The organism is Bacillus sp. ISL-39 (assembly GCF_018613295.1).
GTDB lineage: Bacteria > Bacillota > Bacilli > Bacillales > Cytobacillaceae > Mesobacillus.
In genome coordinates, this window is sequence record NZ_JAGGQM010000002.1 from 275,251 (window position 1) to 299,395 (window position 24,145).

The following is a 24,145-nucleotide window of genomic DNA, read 5'->3' on the forward strand; positions in this document are numbered from 1 at the left end:
ATATCAATAAGCGAATATTTCATTTAAACTATTTCCGATTTGTTCGTCTTTTCAGAGTTTTCCTGTTGAAACAAATTGAAATAGTGATATAATATTTTTAAATTCATACATTCACTCATATAATCGCGGGGATATGGCCTGCAAGTTTCTACCGGATTACCGTAAATGATCCGACTATGAGTGAGCAATGCAGAGGGTCCTGTTCAACCTCTGTTTGCCCGCAGCTTATTGTAAGCCCAAGGCCATTGCTTCACTCATTTTATGTTGTGAATGCAAGGCTATGGGCTTTTTTTGTATTTTGGGCCCTCATCTAAAGAGGAGGAATACGATGGAACTGCTTGTTGAAAAAATTAAAAACGAAGGCATCGTCCTGTCATCATCTGTACTAAAGGTAGATTCATTTCTAAATCACCAGATTGATCCGCAGCTGATGCTGGAAATCGGGAAGGAATTTGCCCAGCGGTTTGAGGGTAGCGGGATAACCAAAGTATTGACGATTGAATCATCTGGAATAGCTCCTGCTGTTATGGCAGGCATTCAGCTGAGTGTACCAGTTGTTTTTGCAAGAAAAAGAAAGTCTCTAACTCTCGTAAATAATCTGATTACAGCCTCTGTCTTTTCTTTTACCAAGGAAGAGACTAGTGAAATTTCTGTTTCGCATCAATACCTGTCTGAAGACGATAAAGTTTTGATCATTGATGATTTCCTCGCCAACGGACAAGCAGCACTTGGCCTTGCAGAAATAGCCAATAAGGCGAAAGCAACAATAGCAGGAATCGGCATAGTGATTGAAAAGGGTTTTCAAAATGGCGGATCCCTTCTGCGAGAAAAAGGTTATCGGGTCGAATCATTGGCCGTAATAAGCTCCCTTGAAGGTGGCTTAGTCTGTTTTGAACAACCTACTTCTGAGAAAAAGGTGGAATTGACACGATGAAACAGAATCCTATAAAAATAGCTTCATTAGGAATCCAGCATGTTCTGGCTATGTACGCAGGAGCGGTGATTGTTCCCCTCATTGTCGGAGGAGCCCTCGGATTAACAGGAGAACAGCTGACTTATTTAGTTTCGATTGATATTTTCATGTGCGGTATCGCTACCCTCCTGCAGGTATGGCGCAACAAATTCTTCGGCATCGGCCTTCCTGTCGTACTAGGCTGTACCTTCACTGCCGTCGGACCAATGATTGCGATTGGCGGACAATATGGTATTTCAGCAATCTACGGATCCATACTTGTTTCAGGTATATTTGTCGTCGTGATTTCAAAGTTCTTTGGAAAGCTCGTCAGATTTTTCCCTCCGGTTGTCACCGGATCTGTTGTAACGATTATTGGGATCACTTTAATTCCTGTAGCGATGAATAATATGGCAGGCGGACAGGGCAGCCCTGATTATGGTTCTCTAACAAACATCGGATTGGCATTTGGCACATTGCTGTTCATTATTGTGCTATTCCGTTTCTTTAAAGGATTTGTTCGTGCCATAGCTATTTTGTTAGGATTAGCCGCTGGAACTACCGTTGCCTATTTTATGGGAATGGTTAATTTCGCCGCTGTCGGGGAGGCTTCCTGGTTACATATGCCAGCACCGTTTTATTTTGGTTTGCCAACATTTGAAGTATCAGCGATCCTGACAATGATTCTTGTGGCGATGGTCAGTCTTGTGGAATCAACAGGAGTATACTTTGCTTTGAGTGATATTTGTGAAGAAAAGCTGGAGGAAAAAGATCTTGCAAATGGCTACCGTGCCGAGGGTCTTGCGATTATCCTCGGAGCATTCTTTAACGCTTTTCCTTATACCACTTATTCACAAAACGTTGGACTTCTTCAGCTGTCAGGAGTCAAAACAAAGAATGTCATATACACAGCGGGTGCTTTTCTTGTATTGCTCGGACTTGTACCAAAAATTGGTGCCCTGACTACGATCATCCCTACCCCTGTCTTAGGAGGAGCAATGGTAGCTATGTTCGGCATGGTTGTCGCCTATGGAATCAAAATGCTTAGCGCGGTAGAGTTCTCATCACAGGAGAATTTATTGATCATTGCATGCTCAGTCGGAATGGGTCTCGGTGTGACAGCCGTGCCGGAGTTATTCACACAAATGCCATCAAGCATCCGAATCCTGACAGACAACGGTATCGTAGCCGGCAGTTTAACCGCCATCGCATTGAATCTGGTATTCAATGTTTTTAAAGGGGAAAAAGCAGCCCAGCAAGCTTCTTTTGCTGAGCAGAAGGCTTCATAATATAGTTGGTATAACAAAATTAAGGCACCGGTTGAAATCCGGTGCCTGTTTTCATTATATTACTCTATTGGTGTTCTGTTTTTCGCAAATCTCGGATTTTCGGGCGCCAATCGGCACAGGATTTCTATTGTAATGCCTGCTTCAGATCCTCTATTAAGTCCTCTGCATCTTCAATTCCGACAGAAATGCGGATTAATCCGTCGGTAATTCCTAATTCTGCTCTTCTCTCTGCAGGGATAGATGCATGGGTCATTTTTGCCGGAACAGATATCAAACTTTCCACCGCACCGAGACTCTCAGCAAGTGTGAAATATTTTACCTTCCCTAACACCTCAGCCGCTTTTTCAGCGCTTCCTACGTCAAAGCTGACCATACCGCCAAATCCACCTGCCTGTTCCTTTGCAATTGCATGCTGTGGGTGAGTTTCCAGACCGGGATAATAGATTTTCTCCACACCTTTGTGTTCTGATAGAAACTCGACGATCTTCTTAGTGTTCGCCTCGTGCGCTTCCATCCGAAGACCCAGAGTTTTAATCCCCCGTACAAGCAGCCAGGAATCCTGAGGCCCAAGAATTCCTCCGGTTGAGTTTTGGACAAAATGAAGATCATCTGCAAGCTTTTCATCATTCACGACGACCAACCCTGCCACTACATCACTGTGGCCGCCTAGATACTTGGTTGCAGAATGAAGGACCATATCAGCACCCAGAGTCAAAGGTGTCTGCCAGTATGGTGTACTGAAAGTATTATCGACAATAGTCAACAAGTCATTTTCTTTTGCCAGCTCTGCGCATGCCTTAATGTCCGTTACTTTTAAAAGTGGGTTTGTTGGTGTTTCGATGTAAAGGGCCTTAGTGTTTGGCTGAATTGCAGCCTTCACCGCTTCAAGGTCTGTTGTGTCCACAAATGTAGATTCAATGCCGATACGGTTTAGGACCTTGTTCATAACCCTGTATGTCCCGCCATATACATCATCAGTCAGAATGATATGGTCTCCTGAATTAAAGAGCATCATCACGGCTGTGATTGCCGCCATTCCGGAACCGAAGGCAAATCCCCTTTCCCCTTCCTCCAGATCCTTGATCAACTCTTCTAAAGCAAATCTCGTTGGGTTGCCTGTCCGTGAATATTCATACCCTTTATGGACTCCAACCTCATCTTGCTTGTAAGTACTTACTTGATAAATAGGAAACGAAACAGCACCTGTAGTTTTATCTCCAGGTATCCCTCCGTGAATCATTTTTGTTTTGCGTTTCATTTAAATTCCCCCCTCGTAGATTTTCTTGCTTAAATAACGTTCACTTCCGTCTGGAAAGACAGTAACAATGTTTGTGCCAGGAGGGGCTTTTCGTGCTTCTTGTAAAGCTGCGTGAAGAGCTGCGCCTGATGAGCTTGCAGCAAGTATTCCCTCTCTAGCCGCGAGTTCCTTCAAGCGGTCGAATGCATTTTCATCGGAAATGGTATAAATCTCATCAAATAAAGCAGTGTCCATATATGGCGGAAGGAATTCCATTCCTATTCCTTCTGTTTTATGGGGACCAGACTCGCCTCCATTTAGAATCGATCCTTCCGGTTCAATAATGACGGTCTTTATCATTGGATTTTTCTCTTTTAAAAACTTTGCAGTACCCATGAATGTTCCTCCGGTTCCCGCTCCTGCTACGAAAATATCAATTCTGCCATCTAAGTCTTGCCAAATCTCTGGTCCCAGTGTTTTATAATACGTTTCCGGATTTGACGGATTGGAAAATTGAGCTGGTGAGTAGGAATGAGGGATTTCTTCGAGCAATTGTTCTGTTTTGCGAATTGCTCCAGCCATCCCTTCCGAAGTAGGTGTATGGATGATATTTGCACCAAGTGCTCTCATCAACGTTTGTTTTTCCAAGCTGAACTTTTCCGGCACAACAAAGATAACCTTAATCCCTTTATTGATTGCTGCCAACGCCAGCCCGATCCCCGTGTTCCCGGCAGTTGGCTCGATCAGAGTGCCGCCTTTTTCCAACTTGCCTGTACGGAATGCCTCGTCTAGCAACTCTACTCCCAGCCGGTCTTTAATGCTGCCTCCTGGGTTTAAGTATTCCAGCTTTGCGTATAAGCGGACATCTTCAGGCAAATGGAATTGGGTAAGTTCAACCATTGGTGTATGTCCTATTAATTCATGGATACTGCGGTAAACCGTCATTGCATTTAACTCTCCTTATTCAGCAAATACCTGGCGCCATTCATCTTTCTTTTCCAGCATCTTTGCTGCAATTTCTTTTGCTCCCTCAAGGCTGTGGCTCGCAGCCCACCCGCACTGAATTTCATTGCAGGCAGGAACCTCATCTGCTTCAAGCACATCTTTAAGAGTTTCTTCTAATACTTCTAGAATATTGTCGTAATCATCATGGTTGATCACTGAGAGATAAAATCCAGTCTGGCAGCCCATCGGACTAATATCGACGACACTTGCATGATGATTGCGAATGTTTTCAGCCATTAAATGTTCAAGTGAGTGAAGGCCTGGCATTTCCATATGCTCCTTGTTCGGCTGGCAAAAGCGGATATCATACTTGTGGATGACATCGCCACTGGCACCCTGTGTTGTTCCTGCCAAACGGATATATGGTGCGGCCACCTTCGTGTGATCTAAATTAAAGCTTTCTACATTCATTTTCTTTACCATTACTTCTTCAACTCCTCTAACATTAGTAAAATCAGTTCTGCGGAATTTTTGGCTGCTGTTTCCAAGAATTGGTCAAATGAAATATTCGATTCCTTGCCGGCAATGTCGGAGAGCGACCTGATAATAACAAATGGTTTTTCAAATTGGTATGCGACCTGTGCGATTGCTGCTGCCTCCATTTCGGCAGCATACAAATCAGGCAGCTTGGTCCTGATGAATTCCACCCTCTCTGGATCATTCATAAAGGAATCGCCCGATGCGATCAAGCCATTAACAACCTGGATACCATCAATTTGTTCAGCGCTCTTTACTGCCACAGCTACAAGCTTATCATCCGGAGCAAAAAATGCTGGCATTCTCGGGACCTGGCCATATTCATAGCCAAAGATCGTAACATCAACGTCATGGTGTCTCACTTCAGTAGAAATGACTACATCTCCAACATTGAGATCCTTGTGGAAGCCGCCTGCAGATCCCGTATTGATAATGACATCCGGCTCGAATTTTTCAATCAACAAAGCCGTTCCCAATGCCGCGTTCACTTTTCCTATGCCAGATTTAAGGAGCACAACTTCTAAACTATCAATCTTGCCTTTGTAAAATTCGCTTCCTGCTAGAATCGTATCTTCTCTATCCTCTAGCTTGCTGCGCAGTAAATCAACCTCTTCATCCATTGCTCCGATTATTCCAACTCTCATTGCTGCAACTCTCCAATACCATATTAATTTTTGCTTACTTTAACAGCTTCCATCAGCCAAACATAGGAGTTCATTTTTTCAAAAGAAACCTGAAACCCATTTTTCTCGAAAAGCCTCTCCAAAGCTTCGAGAGTTGTGTAGTATTCTCTCTTTAGATCAGCAAGCAAATTTTCATGCCCCTGCTCTTTTACGATTCGATGTCGTTCTTCCCGGTCCTCTTCATTTACAAAAGCAGTATCAGCAAACACAATCTTCCCTTGTTCACCCAAGAGATTGCTGTACAATTTTAGGGCTGTATCCTTTTCTTCATCTGTTAAATGATGAAAAGCATACGTGCTTACGATCGTATCTACTTTTCCAGGCATCTCCGGGAAGTTAATGAAATCCCCGTCGAATAATTGCAAATCCGTGAATCGAGCTTTTGTTTTTTCTCTCATCACTTTGGAAGGCTCTATTCCATATACAACCCTTCCTAATGAAATCAGCTTTTCAGTAAGATTCCCTGTACCTACTCCAAACTCCAAAACTGTACTGTTCGACTTTATGGCAACTGTTTCTAATATTTTATCATAATTTTCAAATACCTCTTTGTATTCACGATCAAGTCCGGACACTGTGTCCTCGTAATATTCGGCCCAATCATCAAATAAGGGGATAAATTCCCGACCCATTTTCATTCACTCCGATTTAATTATTATAATTCCTATAAGCATAGTATGAATTAAAACATTATAGGTCACATATTATCACGTTCAATTTTTAAAATCAATTTTTTTACCGTGATAAATTTCCCTCACTATCGAAGAAAACAACCTGGCAATAGTGTATACTTACAATAAACAAGGCTCTTTTCTCAAAATTTGTTGCTATTGACTACAAAGTAGGATTGAATGACCTATGTTTCTCACAATGGTGAGAAACAGAGCTTGCACACTTAATACCGACCTACAAATTGGCTTTTTATCAAGCTTTACGAAAACAGCCATAACAAAGATTTTTCAGGGGGAAAACATGGGAAAGAAAGTGCTAGTTGCTGAGGATGAACAAAGAATTAGCCATTTATTAAAGATGTATTTAGAAAGAGAAGCGTTTGTCGTTGAAGTTGCAAACAATGGGGAAGCAGCTTTGGAGAAAGCTTTACAGGATTCATTTGATGTCATTATTCTGGACATATTAATGCCTGGAAGGGATGGTTTTTCAGTATTAGAGGAAATCAGGAAAATCAAAGACACACCCGTGATCATGCTTTCAGCTAAAGGGGAAGCTAGTGACCTTAAACGAGGAGAAGAATTAGGAGCCAACGAATACATCTTGAAGCCATTCAGCCCTAAGGATGTAGTTTCGAAGATAAAGGGGCTCTTGTAATATAGACTTCTATCGGACACTTTTCTATGCGGTCAGCCTTCCGTTTGGCCGATAGAGCTCTTCTTTCGGACACTTTTCTATGCGTCAGCCTTCCGTTTGTCCGATAGAGCTCTTCTATCGGACACTTTTCATGCGTTTCGCCTTCCGTTTGTCCAATAGAGCTCTTCTATCGGACACTTTTCATGCGTTTCGCCTTCCGTTTGGCCGATAGAGCTCTTATATCGGACACTTTTCATGCGTTTCGCCTTCCGTTTGGCCGATAGGGCTCTTCTTTCGGACACTTTTCATGCGTTTCGCCGTCCGTTTGTCCGATAGAGCTCTTCTATCGGACACTTTTCATGCGTTTCGCCTTCCGTTTGGCCGATAGAGCTCTTCTTTCGGACACTTTTCATGCGTTTCGCCGTCCGTTTGTCCGATAGAGCTCTTCTATCGGACACTTTTCATGCGTTTCGCCGTTTGTCCGATAGAGGTTTGTATAGCATACTCTTTTCTAATTTTATAGCAACGCACCTTTTCGAATCTCCTTTATATGTCCATAAAACTCAATTTCATCTCCTTCAATGACTATTCCATCACCGTCATCGCAGGTAAAAATGCTTTCTTCCTGAATAAGGGAATATTTTAAAAGCTCATCCAGCTGATCACTTTCTCTGTTCCAATGGGGCATAAACTCAAAATCCACCAGTCCTAACCCACTTAATTCATTTAACTGGACTTCATTTTCGTCATGGAATGCGGCAATCTTGATTAATTTGGACATGATAATGCTGCCGGCACTAACACCGATTAAAGGCTTCCCCTCGTCCACCATTTTTTTGATATATTTTACAATGTTCTGTTCCTTCAGGTTTTTCAAAAAATGATATGTATTTCCCCCTGACAGAAAAATGGCGTCACAGCTTATAAACTCCTCCAGCTGTGATAATTCGAAATCTTCGTCTACGTCAAAATAAAAGAAATCAGTAATTCCTAATTTCGAAAACTCTGGCTTGGCTTTTTCAAAATACCATCTTTCTTTATCTGTTCGTGACGGGATATAAGCAAGCCTAAAAGATTGGCCACCAATAACATTTTTGATTTTGCTTATTAAAGTGTGATTCATATTTCTCAAATCACTCAGCAATACTAGTCTTCTCATCTTGTTCATCTCTTTCCAAAATTTTAATAATTATTTCGATAAAGAAACTGCAAAAACCTTTAAAAAGACCAAATAAAAAGAGCCTGGAGATATCCAGACTCAAAAGATAAAATCATTACTTTTTATTTGACCATATTACAAATGGTATTAACACTAAGGAAAGTGCTCCACCAGCGAGCGAAAGGAAGGCAAAGCTTGAATTAGCTACAACCATGCCTGATAGCATTCCGCCAGAGGCTCCCGACAACGCGACCATTACATCAACAGTTCCTTGCATTTTTGCTCGATTTGTCGGATTTGTGGCATCGACAAGCAGAGCGGTTCCGCTGATCAGGCCAAAGTTCCAGCCGAGACCGAGCAGAATGAGTGCAAGTGTGATCCAGAGCATAGATTCACCCGGAGCAACAGCCGCCATAACACCGGAAGCCAGCAGTGTAACTCCGGAAGCGACCGCCATCGTCGCACGTCCGATTTTATCAACAAGTACCCCAGTCAATAAAGAAGGCAGATACATTGCCCCAATGTGGAAACCAATTACCATGCCAACCGCGCTTAAACCATGTCCATGGCTGCCCATATGTACGGGAGTCATTGTCATAATCGCTACCATCACCATTTGGGTGAGGACCATGATCAGGGCGGCAACTCCGATTCCTCGTTTATCGGTAACAAGTTCTTCCTCGACATAATCTGGGGAACTGGATTTAACTTTATGTTCCGCCAAAGCTATAGCCCTTGCGACCACAAACGGATCGGGTCGAAGGAAAAACAATAGTACTAATCCAGCAACGATATAGGCTGCGGCTGCGAGAATGAATGGTCCGGACAAAGCCGGAACCCCTACAGATATTGCAAACTCCCCCATTACCTCGACAAGGTTAGGACCAGCTACAGCACCAAACGTCGTGGAGACCATCGCGATACTGACCGCTGTCGCACGTTGTTTTGAACTGGCCAGGTCTGTCCCTGCATAGCGAGCTTGTAAATTTGTCGCACTCCCTGCACCATAAACCAATAGAGACGCAAATAACAGGAAGATGTTATTCGTCACTGCGGCAATGATTACACCAATCGCACCAATTCCACCTGTTAAAAATCCTGATGCCAGGCCGGCACGCCTGCCATAACGTTGTGAAAGGCGCCCGACAATAAGCGCTGCCCCTGCAGAACCAAGAGTAAAGAGCGCTGTAGGCAGTCCAGCCACACTCTCGGTGCCAAGCATATCTTTCGCTAATAATGCCCCTACCGTTATCCCGGCTGCAAGACCGGCTCCACCGAAAATCTGGGACAGAACCACTATTAATAATGTTCTTTTATATAAAGCTTTTTGTTTTTCAGGTGATTCTACATAATCTTGCAGCCACTCGGGTTGATTTTCCTCAGCTGCTGCACCTTCAGATTGACGTGACATTTTTTTCAGCTCTCTCTTCCTAAAATCAAGATGATTCAATTATACCATATTGGGTATATTTTGGATATGATTTATGTTTGGCTTATTAAATCAATAATTCTCCAACTCTGCTTCCAAGTCTTTGACCAGCGTGTCCACATCCATTACTGCGGAATCTGTGTCGGTTGGGAAAATGGAAGGCTTTACCCCGTCTGACTTCATCCCTGGAAGCCATTTTTCGAGGAAGTTATCCAATTCGATTTTTTTTGCTCTAAAGCCTTCCCATTCATTTTTAGCAAATGTTTCTGCGAACTTTTCATTAGGAAAAAACGGGATCAATATATTTCTCATGTCATCTTGAGCAGTTGCCCAGCCTTTGTTATACAACCCCCATACCTCTTCATAATCTGCAGCTTTTTTTATGAAGTATTCATACCTTATCGCAGCTGTCTGCTTGATGACTGTCTCAAATTCATGTTGATTCAATTACAGCACTCCTATCTATGTCCATCTTTACGGGCCTGAATATACCCATAATACGCACATGTCCCATTTTGCGAAAGATCCTTGACCTCGAAACCGCATTTTTTATAGAAGCTAAAATTGTTGGCAGAAGTATGTGCAAACCAGTCTCCATGTGGGAGCTTTTGGATGCAAAGCTGCAGTAGCTTCTGACCTATGCCTTTTCCGCGATATGCTGATAAAACTGCCAGGTCCATAATATTCGCTGCTATAATCTGATCAGAGATGACCCTGACCATTCCGACCATTTCATTTTGGTCCCACACTGTAAAGGCCCAGGTAGAATTTTTGAATATCAGCGAAAACTTTTCTTTTTGCCATTCTGGGGTGTTACGGGCCCAGCCCGCGTCTTCAAAAAGCTTCTCGACCTTTTCCGCTGAAATTCCTTCCGTACCTTCACGTATAACGAGTCCGTTGAAATATTGGTACATAAAATGATCCCCTTTTTTAATTTCTTAGGTTTCATATTCTGTATTGGCCAATAGATGTCCTGCCATAGTTTAACAAATGCTTCGAGCCGGTTATTTTGAACTATGATGACAAAACATAATAATAGGAGGTGAGCTTACAATGGTAAGAATCCATAATCCAGTTAAAGGTGATAAAAACAAAGCTGGGGCGGACGGTCAGCTTCACGGTGGTGTAATGGAAACTGCAGACGAATTTTTCGATTCAATATTTCAGCAAGGTGCTAAAAATAAGGCCGAGGACAAATCAAACAAACAAAAATAACGCCCTTCCAGGAGTTATTTTTGCGGAGCTGTCACTCTTCTATTGCAAATTTAATGGTTCGTTTAGAAAAGTTAACCTGCGTTTATTATTTTGATGTCATCTACGCTTCAACAGTATATTAAAAAACTCTTTTCAGACATTTCGTGGCTATTCAAGCTTCGAAATGTCTAATAAAGCCTTCTTCTTAGACATTTTGTTCCCATTCAAGCTCCCAAATGTCTAATAAGTCCTGGTTCTTAGACATTTTATTGTGACTCACACTTCAATATGTCCGTTAAAACGTTCTTCTCAGACTATTGAATCTATCCACAACTCAAAATGTTCGAAAAAAATAGGAAAAGCACCCATTAATATGAATGAGTGCTTGTCCTTTTTTATTTTCCTGTCTGCTTGTTCATTGCTGACATCATTTGATTGATTTTCTTCTGGGATGGTTTCATACCCATCTGCATCATCATCATTTTAAGCATTTGTTCGTTGATTGGCGGATTTTTCTTTAAGTAGCTCTCCATGTATTTACGAGCAATGAAAAATCCTAGCGCTACACCGACAACTAATGCCAGTATACCAACTAGAATTAGATCCCACATAAAACTTCCTCCTTCATGTTGTCTAACATACAGTGTACTAAACCAACAGCTATTATACAATATCTGCAGGTTTTTTTCTCTATTAAATCAATTCAATTTCAAAACTTTTTGCATTCATCAGCGCAGAACGGAATCACCCATTGGTGCATCTGTCTTCATTATACATATTTTCGTTCTTTGATCGGCTTTAGCCAGCCGTACTTATTTGATTCAAGGTCGATGGCAAGGAAGGATGATTCACATTTCCGAAGGATTTCAAAAAAGAGTGTTTCTGCGTCGACTTGCCCATGGGAGTCTAACTCCAGCCATTTCTCATGCACTCTAAGTATGGCTGAACTGTTATTTGAGTTATTTTCATATATATATATGCCGTTCTCAACATGAAATCCTTTTGCCTTGGAAAGCTGTTGATGAAGGAGTTGATGGATGCGGAGCACAGGAATGGATTTCGTAACGAATTTGACTTGCTTGGCAATGATAGTTTTCAGGTCATCGTTTGCTTGACTATATTCCAAAAACAATTGATAAAACATCCGTTCTCTTCCGAAATAATGGGAGGCAAATTCATCTTCTATTAGATATAGCTGGTAGGATCTCACATGATCCCCTCCTCTGCAGACAAGCTTTTGTCTTTATTATAGGAAAACGTTCAGTCTGCGTTTGTCTAAAGATGCCGAAAAAATCCACTAATTATGTCGAATTCAAAACTTTCTTACTTTTTATTATAATTTTCACCTGTTCCGTTGTCACGAAATACGTGGTTTGACTAATTTTTTAAAAAAATGGAATACTCACTTGTAATCAGGGGAATATATCAATGTTAATTAGAATGAGAAAGGATGACTATGCATGGCAACAGTACTTTACATTACAGCAAATCCAAAGCCGGTTGAGGAATCGTTCAGTTTATCGGTTGGCGAGGAGTTCATTAAAGCCTATCGTGAAAACAATCCTGAAGATGAGGTCGTCAGATTGGACCTTTATAAAATGGACGTACCTTTTATTGATACAGATGTTTTCAGCGGCTGGGGTAAATTACAGCAAGGTTCGGCTTTTGAACAGCTTAGCGACGATGAAAAACAAAAAGTCAGCTCGATTAATCAACTGACAGACCAATTCATTGCTGGAGATAAATACATCTTTGCGACTCCTTTATGGAATTTCAGTTTCCCTCCAAAAATGAAAGCTTACATTGACAATATTGCAATCGCCGGTAAGACATTTAAGTATACTGCAGAAGGCCCGGTTGGTTTGCTGGGTGGTAAAAAAGCCCTTCATATCCAGGCACGTGGCGGTGTGTACTCAGAGGGTCCTGCTAAAGATTTGGAATTTGGTGACCGTTACCTTCGTGCAGTTCTTGCCTTCATGGGAGTGACTGATGTTGAAACCTTGGCGGTTGAAGGTATGGCAGCTGCGCCTGATAAAGCTCAGGAGATCAAACAGCAAGCAATTCAGCGCGCGAACGAGCTTGCCAAGCAATTTTAAACCAGCAAAAAAAGCCTGTTTTCAGGCTTTTTTTACTGGTCTATTTTACACCGTCCAATGGAATGTCCTTTCGATGGTCGAAGCTGAAAACAGTCCCTTCCGTGAATTCCTGTTCCTCGGCAGCTCCTTGTTGTGCTGCTTGATTCACAACCGCGCCGTCCAGTGGAATGTCCTTTCCATATTCAAACATATATACACACCTCCTGATTATTAGTATAGGTATTTGTTACTAATATATTTACCGTGTTCATTCTTTTTTCCTGCTTTATTCTAAAAATTTTCTTTAATAAAGGCTCTTTTCTCAAACTTTGTTGTTATTAACTACAAAATAGGATTGAATGACCTATTTTTACTCGAAAAGTTTACTCTTTTGTGAGAAAAGAGCATGCAAACTTAATACCGACCTGCAAAATGGCTTACATTACGTTAAAATCGGCTTTAGGATTTTAACAACAATCTTTACGAAAACAGCCTTAATAAAAAAACATCCGAATATTTGGATGTTTTTCTGGTTGTCATATCACTCAATTTAAAAAGAACGCTTCGTACTTGCCTCGCTTAAATTTGCTGGAATGCTCACTGTAATGGAGTCCATATGTTTCGCCACCTTCGTGCTATAAGTGAAATCGCCATAGCAATAAGGATAGCGAAAATTGTCTTTGTCTCCGCCGCAGTCATAGGTCTGCGGATTTTTCTTGACCTGGATCATGGAAAACTTTTTTGCAAGCTCCTCGCTGTGCTTCCCGCCGTTTCTAGCTACAAAATCAATATAGCCGATTCCCATGTTGTATGACTGGATGACTGTCGGAAAATCAACTTGCATTTTATTGCCATGATTCACGACACGTTGATAGTACTTTACACCTTGCTGAATGCTCTTGTGCGGATCCTGTATGGTATTAGGAGCCAAACCCAATGATTCAGAAGCTTGCATAGGGTCGCCGCCTATCCCTCTGCTCTCCTGCATCATTAAAGCTGCGACTGTGACTGTGTGTCCGTCCAACCCTACTTTTTTCAATTCTTCCTCAATCATCGGTGTATACTTGGCTACTTCACCGATTGAACTATTCACACCTACATTCACTTTTTTGAAATTATCATTATATAACTCCAGGAATCTATCAAGCAGAAAAAAAACAACGAAGCTCACAAGCAATAAGATGGCCAGATTGAAATTTCTCTGCACTTGCTTTTTCTTTTTGGGTTTCTTTTTACTGTATTTCATTCATGATTTCTCTCCCAAGTACTGTACTCGTTTCTCTTATTTTATAAAATATCATTCAAAGTTAAAAGGGAGCCGCTATTTTTTTCGCAGCTCCCTCTCATTTATTTTACTCTTCATAGATTATTTTACGTGTCATACCGCCATCAATGACAAGGTCCTGGCCATTAATAAAATCATTCTGCGGGTCAGCTAAATAGAGGCACGCTTTGGCTATATCCTCCGGCTTTCCGACACGGTTGGACCAATGCTGAAGATGGTCTTCTTCACGTAATCCATCATATCCCTCTGTCTGGATCCAGCCTGGACTTATCGAGTTGACTGTGATTCCTTTCTCTTGAAGCGAAGCGGCAAGGGCGTGCGTCAAGGCAACAATTCCTCCTTTAGAAGAAGCATAAGCTTCGGAATTCGGTTCAGACATGGTTGCCCTTGTTGATGCTATATTGATGATCCGTCCACCCTCGTTCATCCTTCTGGCAGCTTCACGGGAACCAATGAAAACACTCCTGAGATTGGTAAAAACAACATCTTCCCATTCCTCGGTTGTAAGCTCAAATAAGGGCTTGAACCTTGACACCCCGGCATTATTGATCAATACATCAATCTGCCCGAAATCATGTATAACATGATCCACCAGGCTGACAAGATCCTCTTCTTTCCTGACATCTGTTTTATAAAAGACAGCTTGTCCACCTGACTCTTTTAGCCTGGAAATTAATTCTTTCGCCTTTGTTTCATCTATATCCGCAATACAAACATTCGCCTTCTCAATTGCAAATGCTTCGGCAATTCCTTTGCCAATCCCCTTAGATCCACCGGTTATGATAACCGTCTTCCCTACAAACTTTCCTGTCATTTCCTTACCTCCAATTAAGCGAAGTTCATATTACCATTGATTCCACATCGATCATCATTTCAATCTCTATATCGAAAATAAGCCAGACTGCCATAACAGTCCAGCTCAGGATTTATTTCTTCACTTCTGTCGATATTTGCCACTCGACACCAAACTGATCTGTCACCTGCCCGTAAGCTGGGCTCCAGAAGGTCTCCTGAAGTGGCATTGTAACCTTCCCACCTGCTTGAAGCTTCTCGAAAATTGTCTGGGCTTCAGAAGGATTATCCACCATCAGTGCTATCGTGACTTGAGATCCAAGCTGAAATGGCTGTCCAGGAAATGTATCAGATAGCATCAATTTCGCATTTCCAATGTTCATCTGGGCGTTCAATACTCGATTTTTTGCTTCTTCAGGAAGCGGATATTCAGGATTTGCAGGCATATCTCCAAATGTTTGCAGACTAATCACTTCGGCTCCAAGTGCCTCCTGGTAAAACCCCACTGCTTTCTGGCCATTTCCATCCGTCACTAAATAAGGGACAATTCCTGTAATCATTTCAGCACCTCTTTCTAATATTTAAGAACACCAGTTCGTTTTCATTTTACCATTATCTGTTTTTTTGTTCAATTTTATACTGAAACAAAAATAAAAAAGCGGAGATATCCGCTTTTTTTACATTAGCTTAATCCGGCAAGTCATTACCACTTTTGTCGCGGATTATGACCTCATATTGATCATCTTTTACAATCGTATTCGGCTTTTCAGTTTCAACAAAATTCTCAATTTCCTTACGGATTTTTTTGACCGTTTCTTCTGCTTCTCGATCAGATGGTTTCAAGTTGGTTTTTATGATCATTTTCATTGTGTTTTTTTTGTACGAATATCCATAACCCGTCACATGATACTCTTTTTTCAGGGCCAGTCCTTCATATATACTTCTCATATAACCAAGCCAAATGTCTTCGCGCTTGTTTTTTTCTACATCGACAATTTCTAAGGTTACATCTTTTTCATACCCATAACGGCTGGCAGATTGGATGGTCGCTTGTTTAATTTCTTCTCCTCGTGTTTCTGTTTTTGGTATGGCGATCTCAATCTGCTTGTTGAATGGATTTACATATATTATGTTATACCCTGCTAACTTTAAATCTGATGTAAGTTTTTCACCCAGCTGAGTTAATTCCTCTTCCTCCTTAGTAATTGGTGTAACTTGAGGAATATAGGAGCTGACTTTAATTTTATACTCATCGTATCCTTTACTTTTTAAAACCTTATCTGTGATAGCAGTGATTTTGTCCCGCTCCCGGTCTGCATCTTTTTCTGAGCCCTCGATACTGATTTCAAAACTGGTCACTTCACCCGGAGTCATCCCTAGGGAGAAATTTTCATATCCTTCTTTCTCAAGTGCTTCCCAAAGCATAGTATCAACAGGTTTTGTCTTAAAAACCTGTCCGAGGTAAGGGATTTTAGAGGCCATTTCTGCAACAGTAGGATTAAGGAATGCAGAACCAGTCATTACCCCTAATGTAATTACTGCTGCTGCTGCAAAATGGAACGATTTGTTTTTTCTTATTTTGCCAGCTGATTTCCTTTGTGCTTCTTCCTTTTTAATATTTTTGGCAAAAACATAAAGTGAAGAGGGCACCTCAATCGTATCCATGTCTTCCTCTATCTCTCTTTTGATTATCTTATCTTCCTTATTCATTATGTGCTCACCCCTATCATTTGATTTTCCATTAGCCTAGTCTTTAGAGCTTTTCTGGCCCTGTGAAGATGTGATTTGACTGTTGAGGTTTTCATGCCAAGCATTTCTGAAACCTCCTGGATAGAAAAATCTTGATAATAGTATAAGAGCAGCACATTCCGATAATCTCCGTTTTTGAGAGACTGAATTCCTTGATTGATTTCAAGATGCACTTCTTCCTGAATCACCGCGTCTACTACTCCCCGATGATCTTGTAAGGTTTCAATTTCAATTACCGTTTCCTTCTTTCTTGCATTCTTCCTTACGCTATCAATGGACCGGTGTGAAACCAACTTGTAAAACCATGTATTAAAATAGACTATTTCCTTACCGGCCATGATATTCCGATATGCTTCTAGCATTGCGTTTTGGACGACTTCTTCTGCCTCTTCCTTTGATCGGACAATACTATAGCTCGTTTTATATGCCTTTTCAACCAATGGATTCAGTAATTCAGCGAATGCTGACTCATCTCCATTTTGGATTCGCAGCATCAATTCATTCTGTTCCAAAAGCAGCACCTCCTTGTTTGCTTCTATTCTTTAGGCGAACTCAACCGCTTTCTAGTTGCAAGGTGATGAAAAAAATATAAATAAAACCCAGATTATTTTAACATGAATTTCCATTATTTTTTTCCAAACAAAAAAGAGTACGAAACCATTATTGGTTCCGTACTCTTTTATATCTAGTTATTTAGTTTTGCTCAAGTAAACCTTTTACGCGTGCGACTACATTGTTTACAGAGAATCCGTACTCTTCCAAGATCTTCTCACCAGGAGCAGATGCACCGAATGTATCGATTGCAAGAACTTCTCCTTCGTCACCCACGTAACGGTGCCAGCCAAGTGAAGATCCCATCTCAATTCCAAGACGCTTCTTGACAGATTTAGGAATTACACTTTCTTTGTATTCCTTGGACTGTTGTTCGAAGCGGTCCCATGAAGGCATGCTGACAACAGCTACGTCAATTCCTTCTGAAGCAAGGGTCTCTTGTGCCTTCACTGCAAGTCCAACTTCTGATCCTGCAGCCAGAAGCAATGCATCAGCAGTGTCTTTTCCAGCTGGAGAGATGACGTAAGCACCTTTAGATACGCCTTCATATGCGTTCTTGTCAGTGTCTTTAATCGTTGGAAGGTTTTGGCGTGTCAAAACAAGTGCCGTAGGCGTCTTTGTAGATTCAATTGAAAGCTTCCACGCAGCGGCTGTCTCGTTGCCATCTGCAGGACGAATCACTGACAGGTTCGGCATTGCACGGAGTCCCGCAAGCTGCTCAACTGGTTCGTGCGTCGGTCCATCTTCTCCTACTGCGATACTATCATGAGTGAAGACGTATGTTACAGGCAAGCCCATTAATGCAGCAAGTCGGATCGCCGGCTTCAAGTAGTCGGAGAACACAAAGAATGTTCCGCCAAATATCCTAAGTCCACCGTGTAGAGCCATACCGTTCATTGCAGCACCCATGGCGAACTCACGAACACCAAACCAGATGTTACGGCCTTCGAATGAACCTGGGAAGAAGTCACCAGTTCCCTTGATCATTGTTTTGTTTGATCCAGCTAGGTCAGCCGATCCACCGACCAAGTAAGGAAGGTTTTTCGCAATGCCGTTAAGTGCTTCTCCAGAAGATGCACGGCTCGCAAGGCTCTTGCCTTCTTCGTATACTGGAATGTCTTTATCCCATCCTTCTACTAACTCACCCTTCATTGCTGTTTCAAGCTGGGCCCCTAGCTCAGGATATTCACTCTTATATTTTGCAAAAAGTTCGTTCCATGCCTGCTCTGTCTGTTCACCTTTATCAGCAATTTGCTGTTTGAAGTGATCATATACTTCGCTTGGCACGTGGAAGTCTTCTTCAAAAGTCCACTTATATGCTTCCTTAGTAAGCTTCAGTTCATCAGCACCAAGGGGAGCACCATGAACATCTGATTTACCGGAAAGGTTAGGTGATCCATATCCAATGACTGTTTTGACCTCAATCATTGTTGGACGGTCTTCATCTGTCTTGGCTTCTTCGATGGCTTTTGCAATTTCTTCAAGGTTGTTGCCATCTTCAACTCGGATATATTGCCATCCGTATGCCTTGAAACGGCCTTCAACGCTTTCGGAGAATGACTTATCAAGATCACCATCAAGGGAAATATCATTCGAATCATAAAGAACGATCATTCTTCCTAGCTTCAGGTGAGCTGCTAGTGATGCTGCTTCAGCAGATACTCCCTCCATTAGATCGCCGTCACCGCAAATACTATATGTATAGTGATCAACGATATTAAAGTTATCTTTATTATAGACTGCAGCAAGATGACGTTCAGCCATTGCCATACCGACTGCCATAGCAATCCCCTGGCCAAGCGGTCCGGTTGTTGCGTCTACACCGGCAGTGTGGCCGAACTCAGGGTGTCCTGGAGTCTTGCTTCCCCACTGGCGGAACTGTTTAATATCATCCATTGTTAAATCATAACCAGCAAGATGCAGCAAGCTGTATAACAACATTGAACCATGTCCTGCAGATAATACAAAACGGTCGCGGTTAAACCATTCTGGGTTCTTTGGGTTGATGTTCATATAACGTGTCCACAATGTGTAAGCCATCGGTGCTGCCCCCATCGGCATGCCTGGGTGGCCGGAGTTTGCCTTTTCAATTGCATCAATTGATAAGGTACGGATGGAATCAATTGAAAGCATATCAATTTCTTTAAACATAAAATACATCCTTTCTATAGGTACTAGCTACATCCTTAATATTATAGCGAGAGAAATTATTATACAACAAATTGTGCCTGAAAGAGACAGAAATGGCCGTATTGTTATCTATTTTGACACAAACTGGCTGTTGTTATGTAAATACACTGCTTCGTGGCTGAAAAAGAAATTGCAGCAGAGTGCATTATTTAAGAATTTCGAATAGTTTGAGCAGCCGGAAATACTTCAATCTATTTGCTTTCCCTCTTAAAATAAAGGAGGATCATACAAGCTGCATATTCATATTGTTGATTCTTAAGCTCTACAGTGTTGGATAATTAACTATTCAAAGGATTTACAAATAAAAATGGAATACATGCTGTATGTATTCCATTTTTTCATATATTTAATGAAGCTTGTTCTTCGCTTTTTCTTCCTTGAGCTTATCAGGGGTAACATCATTGCCTTCAGGATCCACAATGGTAACACCTTTAAGTGTATTAAGCATAGAAGATCGGAAAGACTGTAGATATTCCGCGCGAAGGTTTGTTTGTTCCTTTGCTTCTTCTTCAGTCAACTTGGATGTTTTTGCTTTCCTTGCCAGTTCATTGATTCTAGCAATTTTATCACTTGATAGCATTGTAAAGCTCCTTTGTAAAAAATTACGTCAAATGTCATCTTACTAAAATTTTTCCGATTTTACAAGAATAGAGCTTCCTTAATCCTCTGTTTCTATGTACTCAAGATATCTTCGGTTTACCGTTGCTTTGGATACGTCATATCCAAAGCCTCTTAGTGTTGCTGTGATTTCAGCAAAGGTAAGACCGTTATTCCGCAGTCTGACAATTTCCTCGACCGGCATCTCTTTCCGTTCCCGGCCGGAGTTTTCACCTTGATTTTTTAGGTTGCGCTGCGGTTTGTATCCATGCTCCACTGCTCGTTTCATCCCACGCTTGATCTTAATATTATGGATTTTCCTCTGGTACTCTTCCACCATACTGACAATTTGGAGCACCATCGAATCTGATTCGGATAGCTGGAGTTCCCCACTGTGGGAGACACTATATAACTTTACATTTTCTTTCAGGATGCAATGAAGAATCGCGACTTTGGCATTTCCTCTTCCAAGTCTCGTCTCATCCTGAATCAACAGGGCACCAATCTTCTTATCCTTGATCAGTTCCAGCAGTTCCAGGATCCCTTCTCTCTCAAGATCATAACCACTAGCTTGCTCCTTAATAATACTGGCTACTTCAAAACCATAGTTGCCTGCCAGCCGCAGCAGCTCTTCTTCCTGCCTGGCCAGCGAAGTTTCCTGTGTTTCTTTCGTTGTACTTACGCGGCAATAAATAATTGCTTTCATGTTGTCACCTTATTTCCATTTCTATCTTTCCGCATCAGCAATCTGTGTAGGTTCAATCTTTTCAGCCTCAACAGGGATTACCAGCTCATCGCCCGGAAGGATTGTTTCCCCTATAATCCCGTTTTCTTTTACTACCCAGCTTACGAATTCATTTTCAGAAAGACTATGTTCACTGGCAAATGATTCAGCAATCTCCCATAGTGATTGCCCTTCTTCTATAGTAACAGTTATGTACGCATCTTCATTATTTAACTGTGCTTTTGCGACGAATGAAAAGATTAAGCTGACAGCAAGCAGGATTATTGCATATGAATAGTTTTCCCATAGTTTTTTCATTATCGGCACCCCTTGACGAATGTATGTTCGGTTAACTATTCTCATTATAAGTCGAACATTTGTTTTGTGTCAACTCAAAAATTCGAACTTATGTTTGTATCTATGAAAAAGACATGGTATAATTAGGACAAGAAAATATACGAGGTGCGTGAATATGACAAAGTTATCGAAGCGGCAACAAGATATATTTGAGTTCATAAAAGGCGAAGTCAAGAAAAAAGGGTATCCGCCATCCGTACGCGAAATAGGTGAGGCTGTCGGACTTGCTTCCAGCTCCACTGTCCATGGACACCTTGCAAGACTTGAAAGCAAAGGCTTGATCCGACGCGATCCTACAAAGCCGCGTGCAATTGAAATTCTCGAAATAGAAGAGGATAGCCGTATCCCTAAATATAAAGTGGTGAATGTCCCTGTTGTCGGTAAAGTAACAGCCGGTATGCCAATTACCGCCATTGAAAATGTTGAAGAATACTTCCCTCTACCTGATCGCCTCGTTCCGCATGATGAGCAGGTTTTCATGCTGGAAATCATGGGTGACAGTATGATTGAAGCGGGCATCCTTGATGGCGACTATGTTATTGTCAAACAGCAAAAGACTGCTAATAATGGAGATATTGTTGTAGCGATGACTGAAGACGATGAAGCAACAGTGAAGCGCTTCTTCAAGGAAAAGGATTACTTCAGGCTGCAGCCGGAAAATCCTACAATGGATCCAATTATCCTTCGAAATGTGTCGATTCTTGGTAAAGTGATCGGTGTATATCGCCATATGCATTAAAAAAGCAAGCGGCCCCCGCTTGCTTTTTTCTATCTATCTACTAAACTTTTTAACTGGATCTGTATGAAACTAGCACATTTATAAGAAAAATAGGTAGAGACCCTGACAACTTGTCCCTCTCCACATAAGATATTGTGTAAGTATCTTTCATGATGGAAAGGAGTTGAGTTTCTAATGGGATACAATCGTAATGAAAATGATGTAGCTGGCTTGTTTTTCCCTCACCGGGACAGAGACAAAGTCAGGGCAACTGTTGATTTTGATGATCTCTGCCGTGCTGTGCGCCGTTGTATAATCGAGGACTTAGTAGCAGGCGCCAGGGATGATCGGGATGACGATCGTGACCGCCGCCACAAAAAGTGCTGCAGATACTAATTTGAAAAAGAAAATCCCGAAAGGTTGGTCCTTTCGGGATTTTTCTATTTCCAATGAATATTTTGAACAGGCAGCACACCTTTTAATTCTACAAGGTAAGCTGCTTTTTGATTAGTGGTAAGCCATACATGTACTGTTCCGCTATCCTGGTTGCTTCTGATCAAGCGGCCCATTCCCTGTCTTAAGCGGAGCAGCATATATGGTATATCGACCTCTGCAGCTGGATTATCCGCATGCTTTCTTTTCGCCTGGAAGACTGGGTCATGAGGCGGGAATGGCAATGACGAAATGATGACTTGAATCAATGACTCACCCGGTACATCCAATCCTTCCCACAGGCTGTATGAACATAGAACGGTTGCGATGTCATTCTGGAAACCCTTCACGGTTTCACTGATTTCACGGTCTCCCTCAAACAAGATAGGGAAACTCCATTCTTGATTTTCAGTCCATGCCCGGAATCGTTCCATCTCTTGAGGGGACGAGAACAGAACAAGCGAGCTGCCATTACTGGATCTAAGGTCTTCTCCTATATTGTCCCATTTCTTTATTTCATCATCCTCAGTGTGTGCTACCAGTTCCATTTGCTCTTCATAGTCAAATGGGGATGCGACAGTAAAGGAGGAATATTTTTCGATGCCCAGGCTTTTCGCTATATAGCTGAAGTCTCCTCCCTGGGACAATGTAGCAGAAGAAAATACAAATGGGATGTTTTGTGAAAATACTTCTTTTTTCAAAATATCCTCAACGAGTCGAGGCATGATGACCAGCGATGTTTGTACTTCATTCTCTTCCAGCCAGAATATCCCTTCGTCGTTCTTAAGGAAAATCGATAGACCATAGGCGAAAAACTCAAGATATTCTTCCATGATTTTTAAATGGTATTCGTCAATCAGGAACATTTCGGCATCAAAAACCAGCTGGTCCATTAAATCGGTAACCTTTTTCTCCAGAGTTTCGGCAGTTTTCCTGATACTTGATAGCATCGGTACTTCTTTTCGATTAGACCCTTCTATTGCCGAGGAATTTTCAACCAAAAGGTCAAACCATGTATCATGGAGCTCCAGAATATCCTCGATTAAATAAAGAGATTCTTCCCGGACGTCCTGGTGCATATATCCTGTCAGGACAGTGGTCAAAGTTTGAGAGTTGAACCGGTATGTTAATCCCTTTTGCGCCGCGAACTCAAGCAAGTGGCCTTCGTCAAATATCACCGTACTTGCGTCTGGAAGCAATGGCATCTGCCCTTCCCGTTTACGAGATTCTTTTGTCCACACATGCTCCATATAAAAATCATGAGAACAAATGATCAAATCGCCCGCATGACGATAATAATCTCGGTTCAAGGTTTGGCCGCAGCGATGGCGCCAGCTGCATGTTGAGCATTGCTGAAGTGGATCCCAGGACATTGAAGCCCATTTTTCATTCGTGACCCATGGATATTCCTTTCGGTCTCCATAACGAGTGAATGAATTCATTGAGACCCCTTCATCAAAGATGAAATCTGGCAGCTGGTCATGGACGTCCAGAATTTCTTTTTCATTCGACGTGTTTGAAAGGTCGTCAAGCTTCTTCACGCACACATACTGTTCTCTCGCTTTTGCCAATCGGACATCGACCTTCAACCCTAACGCCTTTTCAAGTTTTTCGATATCGCCGCCCTCTTTCACGAGCTGCTCAATCAGTGTCTCATCCGAGCAAGAGACAATCGCCGGCTTTCCCATATATCTTGCGTATAGAATGGCATAAATAAGATAGACGAATGTCTTGCCGGTACCGACGCCCGCTTCTGCAAAAACAATTCCTTTATTCTTAAAGGCCTGCTCCACCTGGAAGGCCATATAAATCTGTTCATCACGTAGTTCATAGCCCTTTTCAGGCAATATATCATAAAAGACATCACCAATATAATCTCCTAATAAATCAAAGAACGTATCATTCTTGGTAATGGTAAATGGAAGGTTAGTTTTCATTCAGGTT

Annotated in this window: 29 protein-coding genes and 1 riboswitch; of the genes, 7 read left to right on the top strand and 22 right to left on the bottom strand. The window is 41.8% G+C overall.

The annotated features are described in order from the left end of the window. Positions 1 to 95: 95 nt before the first annotated feature. Positions 96 to 197, top strand: a riboswitch (purine riboswitch). A 131-nt stretch (positions 198 to 328) separates the two neighbouring features. Together J7E37_RS03140 and J7E37_RS03145 are read left to right on the top strand one after the other, a co-directional pair. Next, entirely contained in the window at positions 329 to 934 is a 606-nt protein-coding gene (locus tag J7E37_RS03140) for a xanthine phosphoribosyltransferase (protein ID WP_215022436.1), read from the top strand. Next, entirely contained in the window at positions 931 to 2,241 is a 1,311-nt protein-coding gene (locus J7E37_RS03145) for a nucleobase:cation symporter-2 family protein (protein ID WP_215022438.1), read from the top strand. Before J7E37_RS03140 ends, J7E37_RS03145 begins: the two co-directional genes overlap by 4 nt. Before the next feature lie 124 nt (positions 2,242 to 2,365). Here J7E37_RS03145 and J7E37_RS03150 read toward each other — a convergent pair whose 3' ends face one another. The 5 genes from J7E37_RS03150 to J7E37_RS03170 are packed head-to-tail and all read right to left on the bottom strand — an operon-like array spanning position 2,366 to position 6,275. Beyond that, on the bottom strand, positions 2,366 to 3,499 hold the full coding sequence (locus J7E37_RS03150) for a bifunctional cystathionine gamma-lyase/homocysteine desulfhydrase (RefSeq protein WP_215022440.1): 1,134 nt from the start codon (positions 3,497 to 3,499) through the stop codon (positions 2,366 to 2,368). After that, positions 3,500 to 4,423: a PLP-dependent cysteine synthase family protein gene (locus J7E37_RS03155; protein ID WP_215022442.1), complete on the bottom strand. Its 924-nt coding sequence runs from the start codon at positions 4,421 to 4,423 to the stop codon at positions 3,500 to 3,502. It abuts the gene before it with no gap. A 15-nt stretch (positions 4,424 to 4,438) separates the two neighbouring features. Next, entirely contained in the window at positions 4,439 to 4,906 is a 468-nt protein-coding gene (locus tag J7E37_RS03160) for an S-ribosylhomocysteine lyase (RefSeq protein WP_214737839.1), read from the bottom strand. After that, positions 4,906 to 5,604, bottom strand: coding sequence for a 5'-methylthioadenosine/S-adenosylhomocysteine nucleosidase (gene mtnN, locus J7E37_RS03165; protein WP_215022444.1), 699 nt, complete (start codon positions 5,602 to 5,604; stop codon positions 4,906 to 4,908). The genes J7E37_RS03160 and mtnN overlap by 1 nt, the downstream gene beginning before the upstream one ends. 23 nt (positions 5,605 to 5,627) lie before the next feature. Further along, the gene (locus J7E37_RS03170) at positions 5,628 to 6,275 is read right to left on the bottom strand and encodes a class I SAM-dependent DNA methyltransferase (RefSeq protein ID WP_215022446.1); all 648 of its coding nucleotides are present in this window, start codon (positions 6,273 to 6,275) and stop codon (positions 5,628 to 5,630) included. A gap of 340 nt (positions 6,276 to 6,615) precedes the next feature. On the opposite strand from J7E37_RS03170, the gene J7E37_RS03175 reads away from it, so the two are divergent. Continuing rightward, positions 6,616 to 6,969 carry a response regulator transcription factor gene (locus tag J7E37_RS03175; protein ID WP_215022448.1) on the top strand — a complete coding sequence of 118 codons (354 nt, stop codon included), beginning with the start codon at positions 6,616 to 6,618 and terminating at the stop codon, positions 6,967 to 6,969. 496 nt (positions 6,970 to 7,465) lie between these two features. On the opposite strand, the gene J7E37_RS03180 is transcribed toward J7E37_RS03175, so the two are convergent. The 4 genes from J7E37_RS03180 to J7E37_RS03195 all read right to left on the bottom strand — a co-directional run bounded on the left by J7E37_RS03180 (position 7,466) and on the right by J7E37_RS03195 (position 10,450). After that, entirely contained in the window at positions 7,466 to 8,107 is a 642-nt protein-coding gene (locus J7E37_RS03180) for a Type 1 glutamine amidotransferase-like domain-containing protein (RefSeq protein WP_215022450.1), read from the bottom strand. Positions 8,108 to 8,222: 115 nt separating this feature from the next. Continuing rightward, positions 8,223 to 9,518: an MFS transporter gene (locus tag J7E37_RS03185; protein ID WP_214776832.1), complete on the bottom strand. Its 1,296-nt coding sequence runs from the start codon at positions 9,516 to 9,518 to the stop codon at positions 8,223 to 8,225. A 90-nt stretch (positions 9,519 to 9,608) separates the two neighbouring features. After that, the gene (locus tag J7E37_RS03190) at positions 9,609 to 9,983 is read right to left on the bottom strand and encodes a DUF2750 domain-containing protein (RefSeq protein ID WP_215022452.1); all 375 of its coding nucleotides are present in this window, start codon (positions 9,981 to 9,983) and stop codon (positions 9,609 to 9,611) included. An 11-nt stretch (positions 9,984 to 9,994) separates the two neighbouring features. Next, the gene (locus J7E37_RS03195; RefSeq protein WP_215022454.1) at positions 9,995 to 10,450 is read right to left on the bottom strand and encodes a GNAT family N-acetyltransferase; all 456 of its coding nucleotides are present in this window, start codon (positions 10,448 to 10,450) and stop codon (positions 9,995 to 9,997) included. A 139-nt stretch (positions 10,451 to 10,589) separates the two neighbouring features. Here J7E37_RS03195 and J7E37_RS03200 point away from each other — a divergent pair, with 139 nt between their 5' ends. After that, entirely contained in the window at positions 10,590 to 10,751 is a 162-nt protein-coding gene (locus tag J7E37_RS03200; protein ID WP_214776839.1) for a hypothetical protein, read from the top strand. A 374-nt stretch (positions 10,752 to 11,125) separates the two neighbouring features. On the opposite strand, the gene J7E37_RS03205 is transcribed toward J7E37_RS03200, so the two are convergent. Beyond that, entirely contained in the window at positions 11,126 to 11,341 is a 216-nt protein-coding gene (locus J7E37_RS03205) for a YneF family protein (RefSeq protein ID WP_041966564.1), read from the bottom strand. A 158-nt stretch (positions 11,342 to 11,499) separates the two neighbouring features. Then, positions 11,500 to 11,940 carry a sporulation inhibitor of replication protein SirA gene (gene sirA / locus J7E37_RS03210; RefSeq protein ID WP_215022457.1) on the bottom strand — a complete coding sequence of 147 codons (441 nt, stop codon included), beginning with the start codon at positions 11,938 to 11,940 and terminating at the stop codon, positions 11,500 to 11,502. A 250-nt stretch (positions 11,941 to 12,190) separates the two neighbouring features. Here sirA and J7E37_RS03215 point away from each other — a divergent pair, with 250 nt between their 5' ends. Next, the gene (locus J7E37_RS03215) at positions 12,191 to 12,826 is read left to right on the top strand and encodes an FMN-dependent NADH-azoreductase (protein WP_214776843.1); all 636 of its coding nucleotides are present in this window, start codon (positions 12,191 to 12,193) and stop codon (positions 12,824 to 12,826) included. Between the two features lie 40 nt (positions 12,827 to 12,866). Here the strand turns inward: J7E37_RS03215 and J7E37_RS03220 are convergent, their stop codons facing one another. The 10 genes from J7E37_RS03220 to yneA all read right to left on the bottom strand — a co-directional run bounded on the left by J7E37_RS03220 (position 12,867) and on the right by yneA (position 21,012). Then, positions 12,867 to 13,016: a hypothetical protein gene (locus J7E37_RS03220; protein WP_215022458.1), complete on the bottom strand. Its 150-nt coding sequence runs from the start codon at positions 13,014 to 13,016 to the stop codon at positions 12,867 to 12,869. Between the two features lie 339 nt (positions 13,017 to 13,355). After that, complete coding sequence (locus J7E37_RS03225) at positions 13,356 to 14,051, bottom strand: lysozyme family protein (protein WP_214776847.1); 696 nt, start codon at positions 14,049 to 14,051, stop codon at positions 13,356 to 13,358. Positions 14,052 to 14,157: 106 nt separating this feature from the next. Further along, a complete protein-coding gene (locus J7E37_RS03230; RefSeq protein WP_215022461.1) occupies positions 14,158 to 14,904 on the bottom strand; it encodes an SDR family NAD(P)-dependent oxidoreductase in 747 nt (248 codons plus the stop codon). A 112-nt stretch (positions 14,905 to 15,016) separates the two neighbouring features. Next, on the bottom strand, positions 15,017 to 15,442 hold the full coding sequence (locus tag J7E37_RS03235) for a VOC family protein (protein WP_215022463.1): 426 nt from the start codon (positions 15,440 to 15,442) through the stop codon (positions 15,017 to 15,019). Between the two features lie 127 nt (positions 15,443 to 15,569). Continuing rightward, positions 15,570 to 16,592, bottom strand: coding sequence for a DUF4179 domain-containing protein (locus J7E37_RS03240; RefSeq protein WP_215022465.1), 1,023 nt, complete (start codon positions 16,590 to 16,592; stop codon positions 15,570 to 15,572). Then, positions 16,592 to 17,143 (bottom strand): RNA polymerase sigma factor, encoded by a 552-nt coding sequence (locus J7E37_RS03245; protein WP_215022467.1) that lies wholly within the window; start codon positions 17,141 to 17,143, stop codon positions 16,592 to 16,594. Before J7E37_RS03245 ends, J7E37_RS03240 begins: the two co-directional genes overlap by 1 nt. A gap of 181 nt (positions 17,144 to 17,324) precedes the next feature. Next, positions 17,325 to 19,334 carry a transketolase gene (tkt, locus tag J7E37_RS03250; RefSeq protein WP_214776857.1) on the bottom strand — a complete coding sequence of 670 codons (2,010 nt, stop codon included), beginning with the start codon at positions 19,332 to 19,334 and terminating at the stop codon, positions 17,325 to 17,327. A 385-nt stretch (positions 19,335 to 19,719) separates the two neighbouring features. Beyond that, positions 19,720 to 19,953 carry a DUF896 domain-containing protein gene (locus J7E37_RS03255; RefSeq protein ID WP_214776859.1) on the bottom strand — a complete coding sequence of 78 codons (234 nt, stop codon included), beginning with the start codon at positions 19,951 to 19,953 and terminating at the stop codon, positions 19,720 to 19,722. 78 nt (positions 19,954 to 20,031) lie between these two features. Beyond that, positions 20,032 to 20,676 (bottom strand): YneB family resolvase-like protein, encoded by a 645-nt coding sequence (locus tag J7E37_RS03260; protein WP_215022469.1) that lies wholly within the window; start codon positions 20,674 to 20,676, stop codon positions 20,032 to 20,034. A 21-nt stretch (positions 20,677 to 20,697) separates the two neighbouring features. Continuing rightward, positions 20,698 to 21,012 carry a cell division suppressor protein YneA gene (gene yneA / locus J7E37_RS03265; protein ID WP_214776863.1) on the bottom strand — a complete coding sequence of 105 codons (315 nt, stop codon included), beginning with the start codon at positions 21,010 to 21,012 and terminating at the stop codon, positions 20,698 to 20,700. 154 nt (positions 21,013 to 21,166) lie between these two features. Here yneA and lexA point away from each other — a divergent pair, with 154 nt between their 5' ends. Further along, the gene (gene lexA / locus J7E37_RS03270; RefSeq protein ID WP_023614724.1) at positions 21,167 to 21,790 is read left to right on the top strand and encodes a transcriptional repressor LexA; all 624 of its coding nucleotides are present in this window, start codon (positions 21,167 to 21,169) and stop codon (positions 21,788 to 21,790) included. A 174-nt stretch (positions 21,791 to 21,964) separates the two neighbouring features. Continuing rightward, positions 21,965 to 22,165: a hypothetical protein gene (locus J7E37_RS03275; protein ID WP_214776865.1), complete on the top strand. Its 201-nt coding sequence runs from the start codon at positions 21,965 to 21,967 to the stop codon at positions 22,163 to 22,165. 44 nt (positions 22,166 to 22,209) lie between these two features. Here the strand turns inward: J7E37_RS03275 and J7E37_RS03280 are convergent, their stop codons facing one another. Next, a complete protein-coding gene (locus J7E37_RS03280) occupies positions 22,210 to 24,138 on the bottom strand; it encodes an ATP-dependent DNA helicase (RefSeq protein ID WP_215022470.1) in 1,929 nt (642 codons plus the stop codon). Positions 24,139 to 24,145: the final 7 nt, after the last annotated feature.

Excerpts from the sequence above, each read along its gene's own strand:
- J7E37_RS03140 (WP_215022436.1), top strand. The coding sequence starts at position 329 with ATGGAACTGCTTGTTGAAAAAATTAAAAACGAAGGCATCGTCCTGTCA.
- J7E37_RS03145 (WP_215022438.1), top strand. The coding sequence starts at position 931 with ATGAAACAGAATCCTATAAAAATAGCTTCATTAGGAATCCAGCATGTT.
- J7E37_RS03150 (WP_215022440.1), bottom strand. The coding sequence starts at position 3,499 with ATGAAACGCAAAACAAAAATGATTCACGGAGGGATACCTGGAGATAAA.
- J7E37_RS03155 (WP_215022442.1), bottom strand. The coding sequence starts at position 4,423 with ATGACGGTTTACCGCAGTATCCATGAATTAATAGGACATACACCAATG.
- J7E37_RS03160 (WP_214737839.1), bottom strand. The coding sequence starts at position 4,906 with ATGGTAAAGAAAATGAATGTAGAAAGCTTTAATTTAGATCACACGAAG.
- mtnN (WP_215022444.1), bottom strand. The coding sequence starts at position 5,604 with ATGAGAGTTGGAATAATCGGAGCAATGGATGAAGAGGTTGATTTACTG.
- J7E37_RS03170 (WP_215022446.1), bottom strand. The coding sequence starts at position 6,275 with ATGGGTCGGGAATTTATCCCCTTATTTGATGATTGGGCCGAATATTAC.
- J7E37_RS03175 (WP_215022448.1), top strand. The coding sequence starts at position 6,616 with ATGGGAAAGAAAGTGCTAGTTGCTGAGGATGAACAAAGAATTAGCCAT.
- J7E37_RS03180 (WP_215022450.1), bottom strand. The coding sequence starts at position 8,107 with ATGAGAAGACTAGTATTGCTGAGTGATTTGAGAAATATGAATCACACT.
- J7E37_RS03185 (WP_214776832.1), bottom strand. The coding sequence starts at position 9,518 with ATGTCACGTCAATCTGAAGGTGCAGCAGCTGAGGAAAATCAACCCGAG.
- J7E37_RS03195 (WP_215022454.1), bottom strand. The coding sequence starts at position 10,450 with ATGTACCAATATTTCAACGGACTCGTTATACGTGAAGGTACGGAAGGA.
- J7E37_RS03200 (WP_214776839.1), top strand. The coding sequence starts at position 10,590 with ATGGTAAGAATCCATAATCCAGTTAAAGGTGATAAAAACAAAGCTGGG.
- J7E37_RS03205 (WP_041966564.1), bottom strand. The coding sequence starts at position 11,341 with ATGTGGGATCTAATTCTAGTTGGTATACTGGCATTAGTTGTCGGTGTA.
- J7E37_RS03215 (WP_214776843.1), top strand. The coding sequence starts at position 12,191 with ATGGCAACAGTACTTTACATTACAGCAAATCCAAAGCCGGTTGAGGAA.
- J7E37_RS03220 (WP_215022458.1), bottom strand. The coding sequence starts at position 13,016 with ATGTTTGAATATGGAAAGGACATTCCACTGGACGGCGCGGTTGTGAAT.
- J7E37_RS03225 (WP_214776847.1), bottom strand. The coding sequence starts at position 14,051 with ATGAAATACAGTAAAAAGAAACCCAAAAAGAAAAAGCAAGTGCAGAGA.
- J7E37_RS03230 (WP_215022461.1), bottom strand. The coding sequence starts at position 14,904 with ATGACAGGAAAGTTTGTAGGGAAGACGGTTATCATAACCGGTGGATCT.
- J7E37_RS03235 (WP_215022463.1), bottom strand. The coding sequence starts at position 15,442 with ATGATTACAGGAATTGTCCCTTATTTAGTGACGGATGGAAATGGCCAG.
- J7E37_RS03240 (WP_215022465.1), bottom strand. The coding sequence starts at position 16,592 with ATGAATAAGGAAGATAAGATAATCAAAAGAGAGATAGAGGAAGACATG.
- tkt (WP_214776857.1), bottom strand. The coding sequence starts at position 19,334 with ATGTTTAAAGAAATTGATATGCTTTCAATTGATTCCATCCGTACCTTA.
- J7E37_RS03255 (WP_214776859.1), bottom strand. The coding sequence starts at position 19,953 with ATGCTATCAAGTGATAAAATTGCTAGAATCAATGAACTGGCAAGGAAA.
- J7E37_RS03260 (WP_215022469.1), bottom strand. The coding sequence starts at position 20,676 with ATGAAAGCAATTATTTATTGCCGCGTAAGTACAACGAAAGAAACACAG.
- yneA (WP_214776863.1), bottom strand. The coding sequence starts at position 21,012 with ATGAAAAAACTATGGGAAAACTATTCATATGCAATAATCCTGCTTGCT.
- lexA (WP_023614724.1), top strand. The coding sequence starts at position 21,167 with ATGACAAAGTTATCGAAGCGGCAACAAGATATATTTGAGTTCATAAAA.
- J7E37_RS03275 (WP_214776865.1), top strand. The coding sequence starts at position 21,965 with ATGGGATACAATCGTAATGAAAATGATGTAGCTGGCTTGTTTTTCCCT.
- J7E37_RS03280 (WP_215022470.1), bottom strand. The coding sequence starts at position 24,138 with ATGAAAACTAACCTTCCATTTACCATTACCAAGAATGATACGTTCTTT.